Here is a 21,021-nt window from a genome sequence, read left to right on the forward strand (position 1 = left end):
GAGACGATTCGGGGTTTTTGGCATGCGCTTAAAGAATAAGTAATGAAGGGCTAAATCTTATTTGACGAGATTATGCTTGAAGGCATAGACGACAGCTTGTGTACGGTCTACGACATCTAGTTTTGATAAGATGTTCGAGACATGTGTTTTGACGGTTTTTAAGGAAATGAATAATTCGTCCGCAATCTCTTGGTTCGCCATACCACGAGCCATCAATTGAAGAACTTCCTGCTCACGTTCCGTTAAATCATCATGTAAGTGTGTCGTAGGACGACGAAGACGTTCCATCATTTTACCGGTCACTTGTGCTGCCATGACGGATTGACCGTTTGCTGTCTTGCGAATCGCTTCTGCGATGTCAAAGGCGCTAGCTGTCTTTAAAACGTAACTCATCGCACCCGCTTCAATGACAGGATAGACTTTCTCGTCATCAAGAAAACTCGTCACGACGAGAATTTTTGCTTCCGGCCAGTCTTTGCGGATCAACCGGGTTCCTTCGACGCCATCAACTGGCTCCATCACTAAATCCATCAAGATAACATCCGGTCGGTGTTCGAGCGCTAGCAAGGCTCCCGCTTGACCATCCGAAGCTTCAGCGACGACCTCGATGTCTGGTTGTGTGGAAAGGAAAGCAGACACACCGGCCCGGACCATCTCGTGGTCATCTACTAATAATACGCGTATCATACTTGCACCATCCGATCTTTTCTAAGTTTTACTTCGATTTGGGTTCCTTGTCCAGGAACACTGACGAGACGAATCGTTCCACCCATCTCAGCCGTTCGTTCTCGCATCGAATTGATGCCATAAGAGGCAAGTTTTTTTTCATCCACAACAAATCCAACACCATCATCATTCATGCTCAGGATAATTGTTTCGTTGAATTGCCGGAGCTCGATATCCATATGGGACGCTTTCGCGTGACGTAAGGCATTCGTTAATCCTTCTTGAACGATCCGGAACAACTCGTTTTCGATTTGTCGTGGGAGTGACATCTCTTCTAACTTCCAACTCAATTGTGTGGACTGCTTTCTAGATAATTCTTCGAGCAGTTGAGAAAGTCCTTGTTGTAACGTCATCCCTTCGAGTTCGACGGGGCGAAGTTGAAGTAAGAGCGAACGCATTTCAGACTGTGCCGTTTGTGCCATCGTCTCGACCATTTCGATTTGTTTGGCAGCAGCTTCAGGTTGAGACAAAATCGTCTGTTTGGCTGCTGTCGTCATCATCGAGATGGCATAAAGTTGTTGTGAAACGGAGTCGTGTAAATCACGTGCGAGTCGCTTGCGTTCTTCGGTGACAGCTTGAATCCGTACCTGTTCGACGTGCTGCGGACGCGTGCTGATCTTTTGAACGGTCTCGACTTGCTCGTCAATACGTTTTCCAATTCGTGACAGGCGTGTCAACGTATGAAAATAGGGACCGGGAACAATTGTGACATCTTTTCCTTGCTCCAGTTCGATGATGGCAGTCGTGACACGCTTGAAGTCACGACGCAAGAAAAAATAATGCATGCTACCGATAGCAAGCGGCAGTAGTAATGAGAGTCCGATGACGAGTAAAAGGACAGGAAAGTCTTGCTGACGGACGAAGAGAACATGCCAATCGACTTGGCGTGTACTTAAGAATAACAACGTCGTCATGACGGCTGTCAAGAAGCCCGTCATGACTTGCAGAGCGATGACACCAAGCGGAAATTGATCACGCTTCATATCGAAGACACCTCCACGTTGCCAATACCGAGCATGACATGAATACGAACCTTCCGCGTCGCTTCACCATATTCTGGTGCTCGGAATTGAATGCGTCGATTGAAGAAGGTCGGAATACGGCGGATGTCCGTCTTGACGCTTCCGAAGCCGATCGACGTGTCGAGCGTATAATCATAACCGGACGGTAAAAGAATCCGGACGTCCCCGACGACGCCACTGACGACGATCAATGTTTCACCTTCCGGGACATAGGCATGCGTCAAATCGATTTCTAAATCCTTGACGATGAACTGTTCACTTAAGTCCTGTAAGACATACGGTGCATCGGCCTGGGTCGAGAAGGAGTAAGCTGGTTGAATCTTGATGCCTTCCTCTTCATATTGATGGGGGGCAATCCGTGAAAACAAAAATTCACGGACAGAATGCCGTGTCACAAGAATGATCCCAAGATAGAGCAAAATTCCGGCAATGACAAAACCGATGGCAGCCGAACTGAGGACGACGCCAGCAAGAATGATCGTACCGACGATATAAAAGAGGATCGCTAGTTTTTCATGATTGCGCCGCCGGAAATGAATCCCGACGTAATACAGCAGGAAAGGGAATAAGACACCGAACAATACATTTCCTGCACCGGATAATAGGTCATAGAATAGACCAAGGGCGAACAGGATCGATACGTAACCGACCAGTTGTTTCGTACTTAATCGTCGCACGATCAATCTCCTTTCTAACATGACAAAGGGAGGCATACGCCTCCTTCGTCATGAACTGCTTATTGGTGAATGCGGCGTTCGAGTTCAGCGATACGCGCATCGATATCATCTTCATCAACGGCTGGTTGTTTTGCTTCAGGTTCTTCCGCCGTGAACGGATGTGCTTCTTCTTTTATAGTAGCATTTGGTTCGCGATCTAGCACCTGGTTCATCTTGTTTTTTAAGTTCGAAACGTTTTCGCGCATCATCCATTCGTACCGTTTGTTCTGTAGGTCTTCGAGCTTCAACTTCAATTCGAGGGCTTCACGTTCAAGCTCATTTAACTCACGTTTCGTTTCAGCGACGAGTTCTTCGAAGAACCGGTATTGCTCTCCGTAATGTTTCGATTCGATGGCAGCACGTTCGGCGAGTTGCTGTTCACCGGCTTCGTTTGCGATTTCAACTTGTTTGAAGCGTTTATCGGCTAAATCCTTCGCTTCTTCCTGCTTTTGAGTCAGTTCCAGCAATAATGTCCGTTGACGCTCAAGTAGTCGATCAATCTCTTTTAAATCAGCTTCTGTAGATCGAATATGACGAACGAGCTTTTTAGCAGGTACTTCGCCCTGTTCAGCGGCTTTTTTGACTTCTGTCATCATTTGTGTCGCAAAATCATTGAGTTGATCAAACACGTTTTTCATGAAAAATTCCTCCTTGAAAGTGGTAAACAGTATGGGTATTATCTTTAAATTTAGAATCGTTTTTCGTCTAAGTCTTTCCAGTCAGCTTCAAAATGTGTTGTTGACGTACGGCGGCGGTTAAAGAGATCTTGAACATTGACACGCTGTAGTTTCATACGCATGTAACCAACGTACAATGCGATGGCTGCTGCGATTCCGATGACTGCCCAGATGTTTGAGAGGGCAAGTCCGATTCCGATGGCTGCTAGAAATCCGAAACCGAGTTTCGCTGGCCATTTGTTCGATTGCATGAACTTACTGATCGAATAGAACGCAAGTAATGCCCCTAAACCAAGTCCGATCATATGTGGTAATGTTCCGATGACAACGGCGAGTAATGCGAGTCCGGCAAGAACCATCACCAATTGTTTTCCTTTCGATTGCTTCATGAGGAAGCCTCCCTTGTGTTGATACCTTTATAATACGGAAGTCCTTCTGTTCGTACGACGCTCTTTGGACCGTATTTGCTCTCGGGCTTAAGGCGGAGAGAAGGTCTGACTTTGAGGGAAGCGCTACCAGAAACATTGATTGATATGATATTCTATAAAGGAATCGAATCGAGAGGAGTGATGTTGATGAGTGCAACAATCAACGCTAAAAAAGTAACATGTGTCGAAAACCAGGGAGGGGTTTCCCTCCCTTAAATCAGAGGAGGAAACCATTTGAACGAATGGGGTACACCACCTGTCTACGAAACGACAGGAACAGAACAACTGGGACGAATCACGGCCGTCTACCAAACGCATTATCGTGTCATGACGGACACAGGAGAATCACTTAGCGAACTGTCTGGTAAGCTGCGTTTTCAATCAGGAACGAAAGCTGAATTGCCAGCGGTTGGAGACTGGATCATTCAAACAGAGCGAGAGCCAGGCAAAGGACGAATCGAACGGGTCTTGCCACGGTCGTCTCAATTTTCCCGAAAAGCGGCAGGGACGGAGACCGAGGAACAAATTATCTGCGCGAATGTCGACGTTGCCTTGCTCGTCATGGCTTTTGGACATGACTTCAACGTCCGTCGACTGGAACGTTATTTAACGGTTGCTTGGGATGCAGGGGTGACACCAATCATCGTCCTGACGAAAAAAAGTTTGATGCCGTCGATCGAAATAGAACTGCAGGCTGTCGAAGCGATTGCGTTCGGAACACCAATCCTTGCCGTTGATTCTTTGACGGGTGACGGATTAGAGGAACTACGTGCCCAGTTACAAGTCAAGCAAACGATCGTGTTAGTCGGATCGTCCGGCGTTGGGAAGTCGACGCTCGTCAATGCTTTAGCTGGAGAACAGTTAATGGAGACGGGTGGCGTACGGGAAGACGATGAACGTGGACGTCACACGACGACACATCGCGAACTGAAACGACTGGCGAACGGTCTATTGCTTGTTGATACACCGGGGATGCGAGAATTGGCCTTATGGGATGGCAGTGACGGTTTATCGTCGACGTTTTCCGATATTGAGGAGCTTGCTGAAAACTGTCGTTTCCGAGACTGTGAACATGATAAGGAACCGGGATGTGCCGTTCGGATAGCTTTAGAAGATGGCACACTAACTGCTGAGCGCTGGAACAGCTTCGTCAAGCTAAAACGAGAAATCGCCTATGCGGAACGCAAGCAAAACGTGGCGTTGCAGGCGGCGGAGAAAGAAAAGTGGAAAAAAATCCACAAGCAGGCCCAAGCGCATACGAAAGTGAAGTATCAAAAGCGATAATACGATTGATATATGAAAAGCATCTGCAACGGAAAAAGGAGTCTCTTTTTCTATGCAGATGCTTTTTTCTCGTTATTCTTTTGAAAGTGATTCATTTGTTTCTGTATTGAACGGCACGTTACCCGTCAAAGCATCAAGACGATGTAGATCGGATTGAATCGCTTCAGGGTCACTTCGGCGCGCGTTTCGTACCGTGGCCGTTCCGACCGGATGATCGTTGAATCCAGTCGTTAAGTCAAACGTCCGGTTCGATAGCCGATCGGTAAAATAACGATCGTGAGAGACGAAGAGGAGCTCACCAGGGAAGACATCGAGGGCGGCTTCGATTTGTTCACGAGTCGCAAGATCCAAATAGTTCGTCGGTTCGTCGAGAATAAGCAAGTGAGCACCAGAGAAATAAAGGCGTAAAAAGGCGATTCGACATTTCTCACCCATACTGGCGTCGGAAATCGACCGGTAAACATCATCGCGACGGAATAAAAAGCAGGCGAGCAACGTCCGGGCGTCCGTTTCACTCATCGTGCCGAACTCGAGCAATGCCTCTAACAACGTACCGGATGTCGGTAAATGGGAAAGAGCTTGTGAAAAATAGCCGGTTTTTAATCGAGGATGGCGGATGACTGTCCCTTGATTAGGAGCATATTCGCCCTCAATGAGACGCAGTAAGGTCGTTTTCCCACTTCCATTCGGTCCAATGACAGCAATCCGGTCACCGCGATCGATTGAAAATGAGACATCGTTTAGAATGGTTTTCGTCTCATATCTAAACGTGACGTGTTCGAACGAAACGAGTCGCTTCGCATGAATCGCTTCATGTTCAAATGCGACGTGAACAGTCGGTGCAACCTCTGGCTTTTTAACACGATTCTCCAGTAAGCGCTCAAGCTGTTGTTCTTTTGCTTTGACCTTTGTTGCGTGTTTAGCGGCTTTCTTTTTCGCATATGGATCGCGTTCACTCGCTTGATCCGAAGCTTTTTGATGCCATTGCCGGTATCCTTGAATCATGCGTGTCAGCTCTTTACGGGTGCGTTCTTGTTTTTCGTACGCTCGTTGTTGCGACAGAGCTTGATGTTCCTTTTGTTCTTTATAGGACTGATAGTTTCCGCTGTATCGCGTTGCCCCTGATTCGGATAATTCAATGACGGCATCAGCCGTTGCGTCGATGAAGAATCGTTCGTGTGAGACATAGAGAATCGAGGTCCGTGACATGTTGACCCATTCCGTGAGCCACTCGAGTGTCTCTTGATCCAGATGATTCGTCGGTTCATCGAGAATGATGAAATCAGGTCGTGATAGAAGCAGACAGGCAAGTTGGAGGCGCGTCTGTTCACCACCGCTTAAACTGGATGCTTTGTGTGTCCAGAGTGCTTCCTCTAATTTGACTTCTTTTAAGACGCGTGCTGCATCTGCTTCCAGCGAGAAGGCGTCCTGATCGATTGCTTGTTGATAAATCGTCAAGTCACCATTTATGGCATTAGCGCGAAGTTGATAACGAACCGCATCCGCTCGTTCGACGACATCAAGAACGGTGTGATCGCCCGCCACAAAGTGTTGTGATAGTAGACCGAGTTTTTTGTAATGACGCTTGATCGAACCGTCAGTCGGTTGAAGTTGATCAGCGATCAAGTGTAACAGTGTCGTTTTTCCGATGCCGTTCGGACCGATTAAGGCGACATGTTCACCGGTATGAATATGAAAAGAAACGTCCGAGAAAAGGCGTCGTTCGTCGTAGTCCATCGATAGGTGTTGGATCGTAAGTGTTTCAGTAGGCATAAAAGCAGCTCCTTTAGTGTTCATTTCCGATAAGATGAAATGAAAAACACACCATCCGAAGCGAGCGGATGGTGTGCCGGAGTGTAACTCAAAGAAGGCGATGACCAGAGGATGGTCACACCGAAAAAGAGCAGACTCGTAGCGTCAGACATCCGCAACTGCATTGCGAAAGAGATGATTTCATTCATCAAGCGACGTGTACGAGTGATTGCTTCATTTCGGTGTTGTACCTCCTGTTCATAATCTATGATGTCATTGTAACAAATTGGAAACGTTAACACAAGTACGATTCAAGTAGGGTTTGCGCAGCGTTTGTTTCTTCTCGTGAAGGGGGAAGCACATCAGTTAACGGATAAGCAAGACCAAGGTTTTCCCACTTATAGACTCCGAGTTGATGATACGGCAGTACCTCGACGCGCTCGACGTTTCCGAGCGTCCGGATGAACTCGCCGGTCTGACGGAGGAAATGTTCCGACATCGTAATACCTGGAACGAGGACGTGGCGAATCCAGACGGGAATGTTTCGCTCGGCTAGGCGTTTTGCGAAGGCGAGTGTATTGGCGTTACTTCGTCCAGTCAAGACGCGACAAGCAGCATCGTCGATATGCTTGATATCGAGCAGAACCAAATCCGTCGCATCGAGAATGGCGTCGATGTTTTTCGGGACGACGGATCCCGCGGTATCGATGACCGTATGCAGTCCATGCCGCTTCGCTTCTGTTAAAGCAGCCTCTAGGAACTCTGGCTGAGCGAGCGGTTCACCTCCAGAGAAGGTGATTCCGCCACCCGTCGCCTCGAAAAAGGAGCGATAGCTGATCGCTTCTTTTACGACTTCGTCTGCTGAGACACGCTGTCCGCAACCGAACTCCCATGTATCCACGTTATGACAGTATTGACACCGTAGTGGACATCCTTGCGTAAAGACGATGAATCGAATGCCAGGACCATCGACTGTTCCACATGATTCAACGGAATGGATCATACCATAGGTCATTCTGCTCACTTCCTTTCACATACTACACATCATTTTAGAGAGAACCGTGGAACGTACGATTGATGACATCAATCTGTTGTTCACGCGTCAGTTTAATGAAGTTGACGGCATAACCGGAAACCCGAATCGTTAACTGTGGATACTGTTCCGGATGCTCCATGGCATCAAGTAACGTCTCACGGTCGAAGACGTTGACATTCAAGTGATGACCTTTTGAAGTCGTACCACCCATATATCCGTCAAGTAATCCGACCGTATTGCGAATACGTGTTGCTTCCTCCTTACCAAGTGCTTTTGGAACGATCGAGAACGTGTAGGAGATACCATCGAGCGCATGTTCATATGGTAGTTTCCCGACAGACGTCAGAGCAGCGACAGCACCACGGGTATCACGTCCATGCATCGGGTTAGCACCCGGTGCGAATGGTTCACCCGCACGGCGTCCGTCGGGTGTATTTCCTGTCTTTTTACCGTAGACAACGTTTGAAGTGATCGTCAGGACAGACTGTGTCGGGAGCGCATTGCGATACGTTGGATGTTTACGGATTTTCTCCATGAATAGCGTCACGAGATCAACCGCCATCTGATCGACCCGTTCATCGTTATTCCCGAACTTTGGAAACTCGCCTTCGATCTTGAAATCAACTGCAACCCCATCCGCATCTCGGATTGGACGAACTGTCGCATAACGGATGGCGGATAGACTATCAGCGACGACTGATAAACCAGCGATGCCGCATGCCATCGTCCGTAAGATTTCCGGATCATGTAAAGCCATTTCAATCCGTTCGTAGCTGTACTTATCATGCATGTAGTGGATGACATTCAGTGTGTTGACGTACAGTTCCGCGAGCCAATCGAGTTGACGATCATAAGCCGCCATGACCGTCTCGTAATCGAGTACTTCATCGAGCATCAATGGTGTAGCTGGGGCGACTTGGATTTTGAGCTTCTCGTCCATTCCGCCATTGATCGTATAGAGTAATGCTTTTGCCAGGTTTGCTCGAGCACCGAAGAACTGCATCTGTTTCCCGATCCGCATCGCGGAGACACAACAAGCGATGCCGTAATCATCCCCATAAACCGGCAACATCAAATCATCGTTCTCATACTGAATCGAGCTTGATATGATCGACATCTTCGCGCAGAATTCCTTAAATCCGCGTGGAAGCTGAGTGGACCAGAGAACAGTTAGATTCGGTTCAGGTGCCGGACCGAGTGTCGAGAGCGTGTGTAAGAAGCGGAATGAACTTTTCGTGACATTTGATCGACCATCTTCACTCATCCCGCCAATCGATTCCGTTACCCACGTCGGGTCGCCAGAGAAGAGATCGTTATAGTCCGGTGTTCGTAAGAATTTGACGATCCGAAGTTTCATGACAAAATGATCGACGAGCTCTTGTGCTGTTTCTTCCGTCAAGCGGCCGGTCGCAAGATCACGTTCGACATAAATATCGAGGAACGTCGAGACGCGACCGAGTGACATAGCTGCACCATTTTGTTCTTTGATCGCAGCAAGATAAGCAAGATAGACCCACTGGAATGCTTCTTGTGCTGTTTCTGCAGGGCGGGAGAGATCAAAACCATAGCGAGTTCCAAGCTCGGTCAATTCCGTTAATGCGCGCAATTGTTCATTCATTTCTTCGCGGTCGCGGATCATCGATTCAGAGAGGAAGCCGCCACGTGCCTTCAAGTCTCGCTTACGTTCTTCAATCAAACGTGCTGTTCCGTACAAAGCGACACGACGATAGTCGCCAATGATCCGCCCACGTCCATAGGCGTCTGGTAATCCTGTGATGATACCGGCTTTACGCGCGGCGCGCATCTCTGGAGTATAAGCATCAAAAACCCCTTGGTTGTGTGTTTTTCGGTAATCGCTGAAAATTTTCGTGACGGTCTCGTCTGCTTCAAAGCCATACGCAGCTAAGGCATCATTCACCATCCGAATCCCGCCGTTCGGATGAATTGAACGTTTGAACGGTTCATCCGTCTGTAAGCCGACGATTTTTTCAAGAGAGGGATCCAGATACCCTGCATCATGCGAGAGAATCGTTGATGGTGTCTTGGCATCGACGGCATACACACCACCACGTTGTCGTTCTTCATTCGTCAACTGTAGAATTTGTTGCCAAAGCCGTTGCGTCGCTTGCGTCGGATCGACTAAAAAGTGATCATCACCTGTATATTCCGTGCGATTGAGCCGGATGAAGTCTGCAACATCGATTGTCTTGATCCATTCGCCAGACGTAAAGTTTGCCCAGGCACTCGTTTTTTCTAATAACATGGATACCACTCCTTTAAAATTGAGCTAATGATCAGTTCCTTATGTGAATAGTGTAACAAAAGGAGGTAGAGATTCCCTTTACGTTCATGTGAATATTTTAACAAGTGAACAAACGTTGATATGACGGGCTTTCTTTATTTCTGTACCTATGAAAGAGTGAAGATTAAAAAACAGTTGAAGTCTGGTAAATCAAGATTTTCACGGAACTGTATGAGCTGATTTGAAAAAGATCCACTAGCACAGTTGAAACTGTGAGGAATGTCACGTTACGGTATCTTGTGTTTTTAGGACGTATCGTTGACAATGAAAAAGGGAACATAGAACGTGGAGGTGTGCCAAATGGAGTATGTGTCATTAACGCAACAAGGAGATTATCAGTCGGGAGACTGGGTCTCGCTGAAAATCGGATCGGAAGGTTCGACGCGAACTGGGATGATCACAGAATTTGAAGGTGATGGATTCTGGATTCGGTTTGAAGATGATTTTGATTATGAAGACTTTATCGGCTATGATGAATCGTACTGGATTGCGCTTGTTCGCCGTCCCGTGGACGTAAAAGCGACGTATGCGAGTCTTGCCGTGTATCCGGCACTCGCTGCAGAATTACAGGATCGTGTCATCCAAGGCTTCGAGATTTTAAAGGAAGAAGCTGGTGAAGAAGAAGTCCGGTTCCACATCCGATTGCTCGACGCAGGAAATGAATATACACAGACATTACGGGGATACCGTGATGCATCAGGAGATCATGTCGAATACGTAACGGCATGATGGAATTAAGAGAGTAGGAGAAATCGTTATGAACTTTACAAAACCATTTTTACAGGAAGCATGGGAACGGGCGCGCTTTACAGAGTTGATGCCTGTTCAAGAACAAGCGATTCCGTTGTTGCGCGAAGGAAAAGATGTCCTAGCTGAAGCGCCGACAGGAACAGGGAAAACGCTTGCTTATGTCATTCCAGCTTTAGAAAAGATTGAAGTGGAAGAGCCACACGTGCAAGTCGTCATCACGGCACCAACACGGGAACTCGTCATGCAAATTCATCAAGTCATTCAATTATTTGCTCAAGGAAGTGGTATCAAATCCGGTGCATTCATTGGTGGTGTTGAATTAAAGCGACAATATGAACGATTGAAGAAAAAGCCGCAAATCATCGTCGGAACACCGGGACGTCTCGTCGAGTTGATTGATTCGAAGAAGCTGAAGATGCATAAGGTGAAATTGATTGTTTTAGATGAAGCGGATCAAATTTATGAAAGTGGCATGAGTGACTCGGCGACGCGAATCGCAAATAGTGCGCTACGCGATCGACAACTGGCATTTGTCTCAGCGACATTGCCGGAACGGACAGCAGAATGGGGACGGACGCTTGCGAATGATCCTGAGACGATTCGTGTTGAGCGTGCCGTCAGCACACAAGTGACATTCGGTTATTTGGAGACTTCACGTCGTCAGAAACCGGAATTGTTACGTCGTCTGGCGAACATGCAAGGATCAAAAGTGCTGACATTCATCAACAATCGCTCATTCCTTGGACCATTGAATGGCGAGTTGAGTAAATTCTCACTGAAATACCGGATTTTAGACGCTGAAAAAGGAAAACGAGAGCGGATGGAGACCTTGCGTTCTTATAAAAAGGGAGAGTTTCCTTTACTCGTCACGACAGGTCTTGCGGCGCGTGGGCTTGATATCGAAGCGGTCACACACGTCGTCCATTACGATTTACCGGAGTCGCTTGACGATTTCGTACACCGTTCAGGTCGGACGGGACGCGGAAACGCAAATGGGATGGTACTTGCACTTGTCACGGATCAAGATTTAAAACACTTAAAAACACTTGCAAAGCAAATGGGCGTCGAGATGGAGCCAATGGAAATTTACCGCGGAGAAGTCATTCCGAAACGTGAATTCACAGCTCCTCAGACGATTAAGCGACCGGCTACTCCTCACCGGAAAGGGCGATCGAAATGAAGAACGATCGAAAAGTAATTCCATTTCCGACGACGGTTTCTGAAGCGGAAATGAATGCAGCCTTGAAGAAAATGTATCAGGAAGCAGCAACAGCACGCAGTACGGACTGGGTCGCTTTCATTGAAGAGATTGCGACAGAAGGACGTTGGTATTTAAAAGATGCTGAATTGTTCCGGGACTTATTCGTTGACTGGGCGATCTTCTATGAAACGGATGATCAAGGAAAAACACCGCACGGTCGTTTTCTCGAGCAGATAAAAGACGAGCTATCACCTAGTCTCTATCGCGCCTTGCGTGGATTAGCTGACCCGATGCCGTCGCTGTTTCAAGTCGATGCAGATGGTGTTGTTGATTTAATGTCGAAACAGACGTATCAAACGGATTTGGCTGAGATTGAAGTCGAACCGGGGGATCTGTTGATTGGGAAACTGCTCTATATTTCTGGTAAGTGGCGCTTTGCGATTGCCTACATGAAGGTAGCGCGCGCATTAGTACCAGAAGTCCTCGCTTTGTTGACGGACTTTGTGGATGAAGTGGGAGAAGACGCGTTACTTCGTCAATATCCAGAGTTTTGTGCGGAATTAATCGACTTGCTCCTCGATATCGAAGAAGGTAACATTGCACCAAGACCAGAAGAATAACTCAAAAAACCTAGGACACGTTGACTACAAAAAGTCATATGTCCTAGGTTTTTTTCATGGGTCCGCTCGATATAAAGCGACATCATTCTTATCCCGATGTTTCACGCGATACATGGCAAGATCGGCTTGCTTTAAACATGTTTCAAGATCGGCCTCATGACACGCTGTCACTCCGATGCTTGCGGAAACGAATAAAGATTGTCCTTTGTAGACATAGGGACGTCTTAAAAATTGTAAAAAGGATTTACATTTTCGGCGTAAGGAGAGTTCATCATCGGCTTGTAAAAGGATCGCGAATTCATCTCCACCGAGGCGATACACGGATTCCGAAGAACTTGTATGTTCGCTCAATCGCTTCGCAACTTCAATTAATACATAATCTCCTGCCTCGTGACCATACGTATCATTGACTTGCTTAAATCCATCTAAATCGACTAAGGCAAGATAATTCTTATCGGAGAGTCGATTTGAGAAATCTCGTTCTAAGGAACGACGGTTTCCGATATTAGTCAAAGCATCATGATAGGCATGGTATTCGATTCTCTTTTGACGAATTTTGCTTTCCGTGACATCATGTAAAATCGTGAATCGTCCCATCGAGGTAGCGGCAATTTGAATCGGAATATCAATGATTTCATAGCGTCGACTTTGTTCATCCTCATACTCATCAACGTTCGTTTCGAGCATTTCTAACAAATGACGCATCGTACGAGGAACATGTTCAATCGTCATATCTGGCAAATGAAACAGACGTTGGGCAGCTAAATTCGCGTACAGCGCAGTGCCGGACTGATCGAGTCGAATCATCGGATCAGGATGACCGAGGAAGAGTGGAATGACCTGTTGTTCACTATCTTGGATTTGTTGTTTTCGATGTTCAATGCGTGAAGCGAGTTGTTCATTTCGTTCGTGTAATTGTGCGACAATCAACCCATGTTGACGGGCAATCAAGATTTGTCGAACGATTAGTAGGAATAATATGATAAAGATGTCGAGTTTTCCACCTTCTTGTTCCACCATGTAGTGGATGAACAAAGGGATGGCCAGTAAAGGAAGCCACGAACGGGGAATGACCGTCGTTCGAGCAGTTCCTTCTTCAATATGATCAACATGCCATAGAATAGCTGCGCTTTGCGCCAAACGAATCAATATCGGGAAGAACACCAGATAATTCGCTGAAAAATCAGGGAAGTAGACACTAGAGACTTCATAGATACCACGAATGAAAATGGATAAGAATAATAGAAATAAGGCCATCCGTGATACCCAATGTGTTTCTTGGATGAACGTAAAATAGAAAAAAACGAACAAACCGAGTGATGTGTTCGTAATGACGATGATGGCATAAGGAACAGTCTGAAGCCCAGGGTTCGTCAGTTCATTGAGGACATGGAATGCGACAAGTCCAATGAAAATGACGATAATCGCGGCATCAACGAAAGCAAGTACATGTTGTCCGAGTGTTCGTTTTGTGATGATTCGGTAAAAAATCGCGTATAAGAATACGTAATGGGATATTGAAAATAAAATCAGGCTATAAATAGATGGAATTGGAAAGTCTGAATAGACAAAACGTAACGTCTCAAAAATGGAACCGATATAGGATAAAACCAGTGATCCTAAAGCAATCAGCCAGAAATTTCGTCTGGGTACGACTAATATTTGTTCCTTACGATAAGCCGTAAGAATGAAGTAAGCGATCAACCCAAGTGATACATACTGAAGTACCTGTTCGACAATCCCATTAGAGATGGAAGGAGTCCATGTAGTAAGGATCATTAGAATAAAAGAGATGACGAGCATGGCAGGGAACCAACGGATGAAGTAGTTTGATTTAAGCACGGGATCCCTCCTAACGTTTGATGTGGACAGCGAACATATAGTTATTTTTCTCGTTCTTCTTGATCTGGTACATGGCTTCGTCTGCCCGAATCAATAACTGTTCTGAACTCTTACCGTCTTCAGGGTATAAGGAAATTCCGATAGATGGTGTGATACGAAGCGTATACGTGTTGATATAGAATGGATAATTTAGGATTTCGAGAACGTGTTCGGCAAACTGTCGAGTTTCCGAGGCAGATGCCTGAATGAAGATCAAGAATTCATCTCCACCAAGGCGTGCGACGAGATCAGTTGGCGTCGTCATTGATTGAAGACGCGTTGCTGTTTCTTGTAGCAGTAAATCACCGACATCATGTCCATAGGTGTCATTGATTTGTTTGAATCCGTCCAAATCTATGAATAATAAGGAGCCATAATCTAACGTTGGCAGAGTTAGATAGAGTTGCTCCTCGAAGTAACGCCGGTTTGGTAAACGAGTGAGTGAGTCATGGTATCCCATACGTTCTAGCCATACTTCCTGTTGATAGTCTTCTGTGACATCCGCTAAGACGACGAAATAGCGTTGCTGATGTGGNNACATGTAGGAGGTGAGCAGGATAGGTCGACTGCTTTTGTTGAAGCAACGGGATGAGCCGATCAAGTTGACGGCGTTGACTCGGTCCGAGCGGTAAATCATTCCATCCTGCTTCTGCAGCGGCTGGATTGACGGATCGAATTTGATACATGTCATCGATTTCAAAAACGATTTCTGGATAAGACAAAAAAAGTGACGTCAGTTCTTTTTCACGCAACTGTAGCAACTCTGTTTTTTGATGAACGATGTCTTCTAGATTCGTTTGTAATGCCGTTGTTTCCTGTAACAACCGAAGATTTTCCCGGTATGAAAAAAGCTGCCGTGTTAAAAATAATAAAAACGTAATACCAATAGACAACAAGAAGAAGGTTCGAGAGACAGGATAAAACGTAATATAAAGAATCAGCGCAGATAATAAGATGTAAACCAACAGTGAACGCGTAAGTGTCTCGACTCGAATGAGATTTGCTTGCTCCTCACGACTCATGGGAAGTGTACGTGTGTTCAGAAAGGCGATGAGGAACAGACCGCTAAGTGGATATAGCGGAAGCAATAGACCCGATATTTGCGGTTCACCGTTTAATAACAAGGTATAAAACACGAAGTTTGTCATGCCGAGAATGAATGTTCCGAGGACAAGAAAGATAAATCCTGATCGTGATACGTTCCGTCTTAACCCAGACGCATAGAGTAAAAAAAAGAAAAGCGTCAACAAAATTGTCAAAAAGGCATAAAATGTCCAACTGATTTGCTCGAGTGTCGTTCGCGTATAAGAGGGAACAAAGCGGAAAATAGCGATATATCCAGCAATCATTGAAACAGCGAATAAAGTCAAGGAATCAAGAATCAATAACTTTTGTTTTTTGAATAATGTCAAATCTAATTGTCGGAAAAAGAAAAGGACCATCATTGTCAAATGAATCGTATAAGGTAAATCCAGCAAGACGTTCAAATTGACATCGTTCCATTGAAAGAAACGTCCAATCATATTCAGGAAATCGCCTAAAAAATAAGAGAAGAAAGCGATGGATAACCACTTGTACGGAAGGGAAGGTTGTTTGAAAGCCGTCGATCGACTAAATAAGAAAATCATGAAAGAACCGCTTAAACTAATAAGTGCCGAGAGTTGTAACGAAAGGTCTTGTGGCAATAGCCAGAGCAGTATGTAAGTAATGACTAAGTAGAATGCGACGATAGGGTAGATGTTTTGAACCATCCGTTTCACTAGAACTCCTCCTTTCGCAAGCCTTCCTCCAAAACGAAATATGCTATAACATTACCCGATATCTAATATGAATTCACATTTATTTTCATAATTAAAAATAAAAGTAAGAGATGTTTTCTATTTCATAAAAAAAGCGGAACTCTTCTAAGTGAAGAACTCCGCTTATCGGATTTATTGATGAGATTGGCGATGGTTTTCAAATGCCTCGATTTTTTCAGAAAGATATGTCCAATATTCCATTCGCTCGTCAAGCGTCGCTTTGGTCTTTTCGATGGCTTGATACAATTCATTGACCTTTCCGAGATCACTTCCTGCTGAAGCGAGATCAGCCTCTAATTGCTCTAGTTCAACTTCACTCTCTTCAATTTGTTGCTCAATGATAGCCCAATCTTGTTGTTCCTGATAACTTAGTTTCTTTGGCGTCTCTGTTTTTGGTGCTGTAGCAACCTCTGCCGTTTTTTCAACGACGATTGAGGGAACGGGTGCTGCCATTTGCTCAAGATAGTCTGTATATTGTCCGTAATAAAAAATGATGTTTCCATCTTCAAATGCAATCAGGCGATCGACGACCCGATCGAGGAAGTAGCGATCATGACTGACTGTGATGACAGTACCTGGGAATGATTCTAAATAATCTTCTAGTACGGATAAGGTCTCGGTATCCAAGTCGTTCGTTGGCTCATCAAGGAAGAGGACGTTCGGTTCTTCCATCAAAATCGTTAACAATTTCAGACGTCGCTTTTCGCCACCAGAAAGCTTGCCGATTTGTTTATATTGTGCTTCCGGTTTAAAGAGAAATTGTTCGAGCATCTGACTTGCTGTGATCTCCTCACCGGCGAGTGTCGTAATGACTTTTGCGATCCGTTCGACCTCATCGATGACGCGGCGTTCGGGATGCGTGAATTCGGCGAATTGACCGTAAAAACCGATCTTCACCGTTTCGCCGTGAATGATCTCACCCGTTGTTGGCTCTAAGNNATTGAAAGAAGTGTCGATTTTCCACTACCGTTTCGACCAACGATGCCATACCGCTCTTTGCGTCCGATCAGAGCGTCAAACGATTCAAAAAGTGTCCGTTCACCAAATCGGTGCGAGACGTCATATGCTTCAATGACTTTCTTGCCGAGGCGGGTCGAACCGACCTGTACTTCAAGTGTCGCTTCTTCTTCCTCGTAAGAAAGGTCTTGTAAAGCATCCACGCGCTGGATCCGGGCTTTTTGTTTCGTCGTCCGTGCTTTTGCTCCGCGACGCAACCAAGCGAGTTCGCGACGGAGGATGTTTTGACGTTTTTCCTCCATAGAAGCCGTCCGTTCACGACGTTCGGCACGTTTTTCAAGAAACGATTCATAGTTTCCGACATAGAAATAAGCTGTTCCATTTGCGATCTCCATCATATGATTCGTGACACGATTCAAGAAATAGCGATCATGAGTGANNGATTCAAGAAATAGCGGTCGTGGGTGATGAGTAAGATAGCGCCTCGATAATCGGCCAGGACGGTCTCAAGCCAAGCGATCGTATCGGCATCGAGTTCGTTCGTCGGCTCATCAAGCAGGAGGAGATCAGCTTCATCGAGTAAGGCTTCAGCGAGTCCGACACGCTTACGTTGTCCTCCGGAAAGAGAGCCGATCAACGCGTTCAAGTCGAGGATGCCGAGTTTGTTTAAGATCATCTTTAAACGCGATTCCGTGTCCCACGCTTGCGCGGCATCAACCTCGGTTTGCGTCGTGATGAAGCGGTTGAGTAACGTCTCACTTGTCGGATCCTGTTCGAGCGCTAGTCGTGCCGTTTCGTAGTGGCGCAACGCGTTGATCGTTGGTGTGTCACCCGACAGGAGTACTTCCATGACAGTCCGATCTTCCGGATAATCGGTCGTTTGCGATAGCAAACGGATCCGATAATCATTTGGATGATGGATCGTACCAGCATCTGCTGTTTCTTTGCCTGCTAGAATGTGCAGGAGGGTCGATTTACCGGTACCGTTGACGCCAATGATACCGATCCGGTCACCAGGAGAGACGGAAAACGTGACATCTTCGAAGACAATTTTATCGGCAAATTCTTTTTTGAGATTTTCTACTTTCATTAACATATTAGACACCTTCTACAATCTGTTTGATTTGATGTTCGACCGTCTGAACGAGTTCTTTCTGTGTCATCGTGCTCGGGTCAATCGACGGCAAAATCGTGACTTCGACTGTAGCCGGACGGATCTTACCCGTTTCCTCCATGACACGATAACTACCTGAAATCGCGACTGGTACGACGCGTGCGCCACTTGATGTCGCAAGGGTAAAACTTCCTGCTTTGAATTCCGCCATCGGTCCGCCTTTTGAACGTGTTCCTTCTGGGAAGATGATCATTGATTGTCCGTCCTTGATCGTGTCGACACCAGAGCGGATCGCTTTTAGTGATTGGCGTCGGTCTTTTCGGTCAATCATGACACACCCCATCAGATTCATCCAGACATTAACGATTGGAATTTTATTCACTTCGATTTTTGAGATGAATGCTTTTGGTTTATCGATTTTTCCAAGTAGAATCGGAACATCGAAGTTTCCTTGGTGATTCGAGATGAACACGACAGGTTCATTTGCCGGGATATGTTCATGCCCCGTCACATGGACACGAACGCCAGCGAGTCGGAGGAGAGAGTTCGCCCAGGCGCTCGCTACACGCTGAACGAATGCATAGCGCGCGAGATGCGTTCGACGTTTTGCGGTTGGTAAAAACGGTAAGGTACAGGGTAAGACAAGTCCAAAATAAATGAACCAAATGACAGTACGGATCATGGTAAAGTGACAACTCCTTTTTTCATTGCTGATGTTATTGTACAAAAAAAGACCAGGTGTCGCACCCGGTCTCCATGATTATTCCCAGTAACGAGGCTCAGATTCCTCTTCGCTTTCTCCAAGTTCGAAAGTGAGGCGACGTGTCGTCGGATCAACGGAGAACGTAGCGTTCGTGTTGTCGATCTGTTTGATTTCCATCGTCTCTTCATCCAAGATGAGAGTCAAGCGGACCTTATCTTCGTGATCTACGAGCAGTACGCCATCTTCCTTCAACCATAAATCGATGACAGGTGAGTAGCGGAGTGTCCAACCGTTTGATAAAGGGATTTCGTTCATAATGAATCTGTTCCTCCTAGGTGATGAAATCGTGTTCTTTATTTATCATGCTGGTCTGTCCCAGAGAATGCAAGTGGTGTACTCGAATCTCGATTAGGATAGGCAATTTGATAAGACTGTTCTCGTTTTTTCATGCGTTCGTACTGTTTTTTGACGCGACGGTATTGAATGTATTCAATGTAAGTCAGATAGGACGTACGGAGTAACTGTCGAATCGATGATAACGATAGGCAAATCGCTAACGTAAAGACGAAAACACCAATCGAACTTGTATAATAACCGGTAACAAAACTTAAGTATGTAGTGATGAGACCCGCAATCGTCGTGAATAAGTAGAAGAGCACGTCCGTTTCCTCCTCGAAATTAAAATATAGGTGTGTTCATCTAATTCGAGGTTGAACTTGATTTTCCTTTATCGTCCTGTAAATGTCCGGAAAAAATAAAAAAATCCACACGGAAGGTGTAGATTTTAAGGGCGATCGATTTGCTGAAGCGCTGGTGTCTTCGGAGTCATATCTGTACTGTTTGATCCTTCTGCAAAAACGATTCCAATCGTAGCAAGGAAAGCAAAAAATGCAAAAACCAATGTTTTCGTGAAGCGTCGAGCGAACGAACGCGATTGAATATTATGAAACATTTTTATCCCCCATATTTACCTAAACTAAACCTTCTTTTTCCTGTTATTTAATCATATATCTTTTTTTCAAAAAAATCACGCAAATGTGTTTCGTTCACAAATATGTCACAACTGTCATCGTGGGGTCGATTTCAGAGGTGAACAGAAAAAGAGTATAGTATGGTAGGGAAAGAACAGCAGGATGGTAAGAATGAACTTGAACCAATTCAAATAGAGAGAGGAGATGACCCGAAATGGGATTACGCGCAGGACAGGTTGTCACATTAAAAGTAGAACGTGAAGCAGAGTTCGGAGTGTTTTTGACAGATGGAAATGAAGATGTGTTGTTGCATAACAATGAACAGACACAAAAAGTAGCTCTTGATGATGAAGTAGAAGTCTTCTTGTATCAAGATAATGAAGGACGTTTGGCATCATCGATGACGATTCCAGAAGCTTCATTTGAAGACTACGTCAAGACGACGATCAATGGGACACGCTATAACACAGGAGTGTTCGCGAATATCGGGATTCAAAAAGATGTTCTTGTCTCACTTGACGATTTGCCGCAACGTCGGATGTTCTGGCCGGAAGAAGGCGATCAACTTTTCATTCGTCTAAAACATGATCAAAAGCTTCGTTTACTCGGAGACCCTGCACCATATGCTTACTTCAACTTACGAGCGAAGCCAGCTCCAGAAGAATGGAACAACATGGACGTCGAAGGTCTCGTCTTCTCACAACGCGAACCAGGCGTCAATGTCTGGGTCAACGATCAGTCAATCGGATTCTTGCATGAACGCGAGATGGAACGTTGGCCGCGTCTTGGAGAAGTCTTGAAATTACGAGTGACAAATGTAAAACCAGATGGTACAGTATTACTTTCAGCACGACCACGTGCCTTTGAAGCCATTGATACAGACGCGGAGTTGATTCTGAACCATCTACTTGAACATGATGGTCAGATGCCGTATGGTGATAAGACAGCTCCCGAGAAGATCGATGAAGTATTCGGTCTCAGTAAGGCAGCATTCAAACGAGCGCTCGGTCGCCTGTTGAAAGATAAAAAAATAGAAAAAAATGAAACGGGTATTCGGTTGACGCAATAATCAAACCGAGTAA

19 protein-coding genes and 1 pseudogene are annotated in these 21,021 nt (G+C 45.7%); 5 read left to right on the forward strand and 15 right to left on the reverse strand.

The genetic code is table 11. The features are described from left to right. Window positions 1-57: 57 nt before the first annotated feature. From B2751_RS14255 to B2751_RS14275, 5 genes are read right to left on the reverse strand one after another with little or no spacing between them, the layout of a single operon-like run. The gene (locus tag B2751_RS14255) at window positions 58-687 is read right to left on the reverse strand and encodes a response regulator (protein WP_023467256.1); all 630 of its coding nucleotides are present in this window, start codon (window positions 685-687) and stop codon (window positions 58-60) included. Next, window positions 684-1,709, reverse strand: a complete 1,026-nt coding sequence (locus B2751_RS14260) for a sensor histidine kinase (RefSeq protein ID WP_290775381.1) — start codon at window positions 1,707-1,709, stop codon at window positions 684-686. Before B2751_RS14260 ends, B2751_RS14255 begins: the two co-directional genes overlap by 4 nt. After that, a complete protein-coding gene (gene liaF, locus B2751_RS14265) occupies window positions 1,706-2,425 on the reverse strand; it encodes a cell wall-active antibiotics response protein LiaF (RefSeq protein ID WP_029340864.1) in 720 nt (239 codons plus the stop codon). Before liaF ends, B2751_RS14260 begins: the two co-directional genes overlap by 4 nt. Before the next feature lie 59 nt (window positions 2,426-2,484). After that, window positions 2,485-3,102: a hypothetical protein gene (locus tag B2751_RS14270; RefSeq protein WP_023467259.1), complete on the reverse strand. Its 618-nt coding sequence runs from the start codon at window positions 3,100-3,102 to the stop codon at window positions 2,485-2,487. A gap of 50 nt (window positions 3,103-3,152) precedes the next feature. Then, window positions 3,153-3,530 carry a hypothetical protein gene (locus B2751_RS14275; RefSeq protein ID WP_058704987.1) on the reverse strand — a complete coding sequence of 126 codons (378 nt, stop codon included), beginning with the start codon at window positions 3,528-3,530 and terminating at the stop codon, window positions 3,153-3,155. A 273-nt stretch (window positions 3,531-3,803) separates the two neighbouring features. Here B2751_RS14275 and rsgA point away from each other — a divergent pair, with 273 nt between their 5' ends. Next, a complete protein-coding gene (gene rsgA, locus B2751_RS14280; RefSeq protein ID WP_290775384.1) occupies window positions 3,804-4,853 on the forward strand; it encodes a ribosome small subunit-dependent GTPase A in 1,050 nt (349 codons plus the stop codon). 72 nt (window positions 4,854-4,925) lie between these two features. On the opposite strand, the gene abc-f is transcribed toward rsgA, so the two are convergent. The 3 genes from abc-f to pflB form a co-directional block, all read right to left on the reverse strand. Next, complete coding sequence (gene abc-f / locus B2751_RS14285) at window positions 4,926-6,626, reverse strand: ribosomal protection-like ABC-F family protein (RefSeq protein ID WP_290775386.1); 1,701 nt, start codon at window positions 6,624-6,626, stop codon at window positions 4,926-4,928. A gap of 274 nt (window positions 6,627-6,900) precedes the next feature. Beyond that, on the reverse strand, window positions 6,901-7,620 hold the full coding sequence (pflA, locus tag B2751_RS14290) for a pyruvate formate-lyase-activating protein (RefSeq protein WP_035412629.1): 720 nt from the start codon (window positions 7,618-7,620) through the stop codon (window positions 6,901-6,903). Between the two features lie 34 nt (window positions 7,621-7,654). Then, window positions 7,655-9,904, reverse strand: coding sequence for a formate C-acetyltransferase (gene pflB / locus B2751_RS14295; RefSeq protein WP_290775388.1), 2,250 nt, complete (start codon window positions 9,902-9,904; stop codon window positions 7,655-7,657). Between the two features lie 339 nt (window positions 9,905-10,243). Here pflB and B2751_RS14300 point away from each other — a divergent pair, with 339 nt between their 5' ends. Genes B2751_RS14300 through B2751_RS14310 form a run of 3 tightly spaced genes read left to right on the forward strand, consistent with a single transcriptional unit; the run spans window position 10,244 to window position 12,514 of the window. Continuing rightward, complete coding sequence (locus B2751_RS14300) at window positions 10,244-10,672, forward strand: hypothetical protein (RefSeq protein ID WP_035412635.1); 429 nt, start codon at window positions 10,244-10,246, stop codon at window positions 10,670-10,672. A gap of 28 nt (window positions 10,673-10,700) precedes the next feature. Beyond that, window positions 10,701-11,873: a DEAD/DEAH box helicase gene (locus B2751_RS14305; protein ID WP_035412637.1), complete on the forward strand. Its 1,173-nt coding sequence runs from the start codon at window positions 10,701-10,703 to the stop codon at window positions 11,871-11,873. Beyond that, complete coding sequence (locus tag B2751_RS14310; RefSeq protein ID WP_035412639.1) at window positions 11,870-12,514, forward strand: hypothetical protein; 645 nt, start codon at window positions 11,870-11,872, stop codon at window positions 12,512-12,514. The genes B2751_RS14305 and B2751_RS14310 overlap by 4 nt, the downstream gene beginning before the upstream one ends. A gap of 54 nt (window positions 12,515-12,568) precedes the next feature. On the opposite strand, the gene B2751_RS14315 is transcribed toward B2751_RS14310, so the two are convergent. From B2751_RS14315 to B2751_RS14345, 7 genes and pseudogenes are all read right to left on the reverse strand, one after another. Continuing rightward, the gene (locus B2751_RS14315) at window positions 12,569-14,356 is read right to left on the reverse strand and encodes a GGDEF domain-containing protein (RefSeq protein WP_056063607.1); all 1,788 of its coding nucleotides are present in this window, start codon (window positions 14,354-14,356) and stop codon (window positions 12,569-12,571) included. Window positions 14,357-14,366: 10 nt separating this feature from the next. After that, window positions 14,367-14,855: a GGDEF domain-containing protein gene (locus B2751_RS14320; RefSeq protein ID WP_290775391.1), complete on the reverse strand. Its 489-nt coding sequence runs from the start codon at window positions 14,853-14,855 to the stop codon at window positions 14,367-14,369. Between the two features lie 1,471 nt (window positions 14,856-16,326). Further along, window positions 16,327-18,247, reverse strand: a pseudogene (locus B2751_RS14325) (ABC-F family ATP-binding cassette domain-containing protein). A 1-nt stretch (window position 18,248) separates the two neighbouring features. Then, window positions 18,249-18,947 (reverse strand): lysophospholipid acyltransferase family protein, encoded by a 699-nt coding sequence (locus B2751_RS14330; protein WP_035412648.1) that lies wholly within the window; start codon window positions 18,945-18,947, stop codon window positions 18,249-18,251. A 78-nt stretch (window positions 18,948-19,025) separates the two neighbouring features. Then, complete coding sequence (locus tag B2751_RS14335) at window positions 19,026-19,283, reverse strand: hypothetical protein (RefSeq protein WP_023467272.1); 258 nt, start codon at window positions 19,281-19,283, stop codon at window positions 19,026-19,028. Window positions 19,284-19,321: 38 nt separating this feature from the next. Then, window positions 19,322-19,627 (reverse strand): hypothetical protein, encoded by a 306-nt coding sequence (locus tag B2751_RS14340; RefSeq protein ID WP_035412654.1) that lies wholly within the window; start codon window positions 19,625-19,627, stop codon window positions 19,322-19,324. 125 nt (window positions 19,628-19,752) lie between these two features. Next, window positions 19,753-19,920 carry a hypothetical protein gene (locus tag B2751_RS14345; RefSeq protein WP_023467274.1) on the reverse strand — a complete coding sequence of 56 codons (168 nt, stop codon included), beginning with the start codon at window positions 19,918-19,920 and terminating at the stop codon, window positions 19,753-19,755. A gap of 233 nt (window positions 19,921-20,153) precedes the next feature. Between B2751_RS14345 and B2751_RS14350 the strand changes: the two genes are divergently transcribed. Then, complete coding sequence (locus B2751_RS14350) at window positions 20,154-21,008, forward strand: CvfB family protein (protein WP_035412657.1); 855 nt, start codon at window positions 20,154-20,156, stop codon at window positions 21,006-21,008. Window positions 21,009-21,021 lie beyond the last annotated feature (13 nt).

The organism is Exiguobacterium sp. UBA6282, assembly GCF_002440475.1.
GTDB lineage: Bacteria > Bacillota > Bacilli > Exiguobacteriales > Exiguobacteriaceae > Exiguobacterium_A.

Bases quoted from the DNA above. Each gene is read 5' to 3' on its own strand.
- B2751_RS14345 (WP_023467274.1), bottom strand. From the start codon at position 19,920: ATGTTTCATAATATTCAATCGCGTTCGTTCGCTCGACGCTTCACGAAA.
- B2751_RS14275 (WP_058704987.1), bottom strand. From the start codon at position 3,530: ATGAAGCAATCGAAAGGAAAACAATTGGTGATGGTTCTTGCCGGACTC.
- pflA (WP_035412629.1), bottom strand. From the start codon at position 7,620: ATGACCTATGGTATGATCCATTCCGTTGAATCATGTGGAACAGTCGAT.
- B2751_RS14320 (WP_290775391.1), bottom strand. From the start codon at position 14,855: ATGGGATACCATGACTCACTCACTCGTTTACCAAACCGGCGTTACTTC.
- B2751_RS14310 (WP_035412639.1), top strand. From the start codon at position 11,870: ATGAAGAACGATCGAAAAGTAATTCCATTTCCGACGACGGTTTCTGAA.
- B2751_RS14255 (WP_023467256.1), bottom strand. From the start codon at position 687: ATGATACGCGTATTATTAGTAGATGACCACGAGATGGTCCGGGCCGGT.
- B2751_RS14305 (WP_035412637.1), top strand. From the start codon at position 10,701: ATGAACTTTACAAAACCATTTTTACAGGAAGCATGGGAACGGGCGCGC.
- pflB (WP_290775388.1), bottom strand. From the start codon at position 9,904: ATGTTATTAGAAAAAACGAGTGCCTGGGCAAACTTTACGTCTGGCGAA.
- B2751_RS14350 (WP_035412657.1), top strand. From the start codon at position 20,154: ATGGGATTACGCGCAGGACAGGTTGTCACATTAAAAGTAGAACGTGAA.
- B2751_RS14335 (WP_023467272.1), bottom strand. From the start codon at position 19,283: ATGAACGAAATCCCTTTATCAAACGGTTGGACACTCCGCTACTCACCT.
- B2751_RS14300 (WP_035412635.1), top strand. From the start codon at position 10,244: ATGGAGTATGTGTCATTAACGCAACAAGGAGATTATCAGTCGGGAGAC.
- abc-f (WP_290775386.1), bottom strand. From the start codon at position 6,626: ATGCCTACTGAAACACTTACGATCCAACACCTATCGATGGACTACGAC.
- B2751_RS14270 (WP_023467259.1), bottom strand. From the start codon at position 3,102: ATGAAAAACGTGTTTGATCAACTCAATGATTTTGCGACACAAATGATG.
- B2751_RS14330 (WP_035412648.1), bottom strand. From the start codon at position 18,947: ATGATCCGTACTGTCATTTGGTTCATTTATTTTGGACTTGTCTTACCC.
- B2751_RS14260 (WP_290775381.1), bottom strand. From the start codon at position 1,709: ATGAAGCGTGATCAATTTCCGCTTGGTGTCATCGCTCTGCAAGTCATG.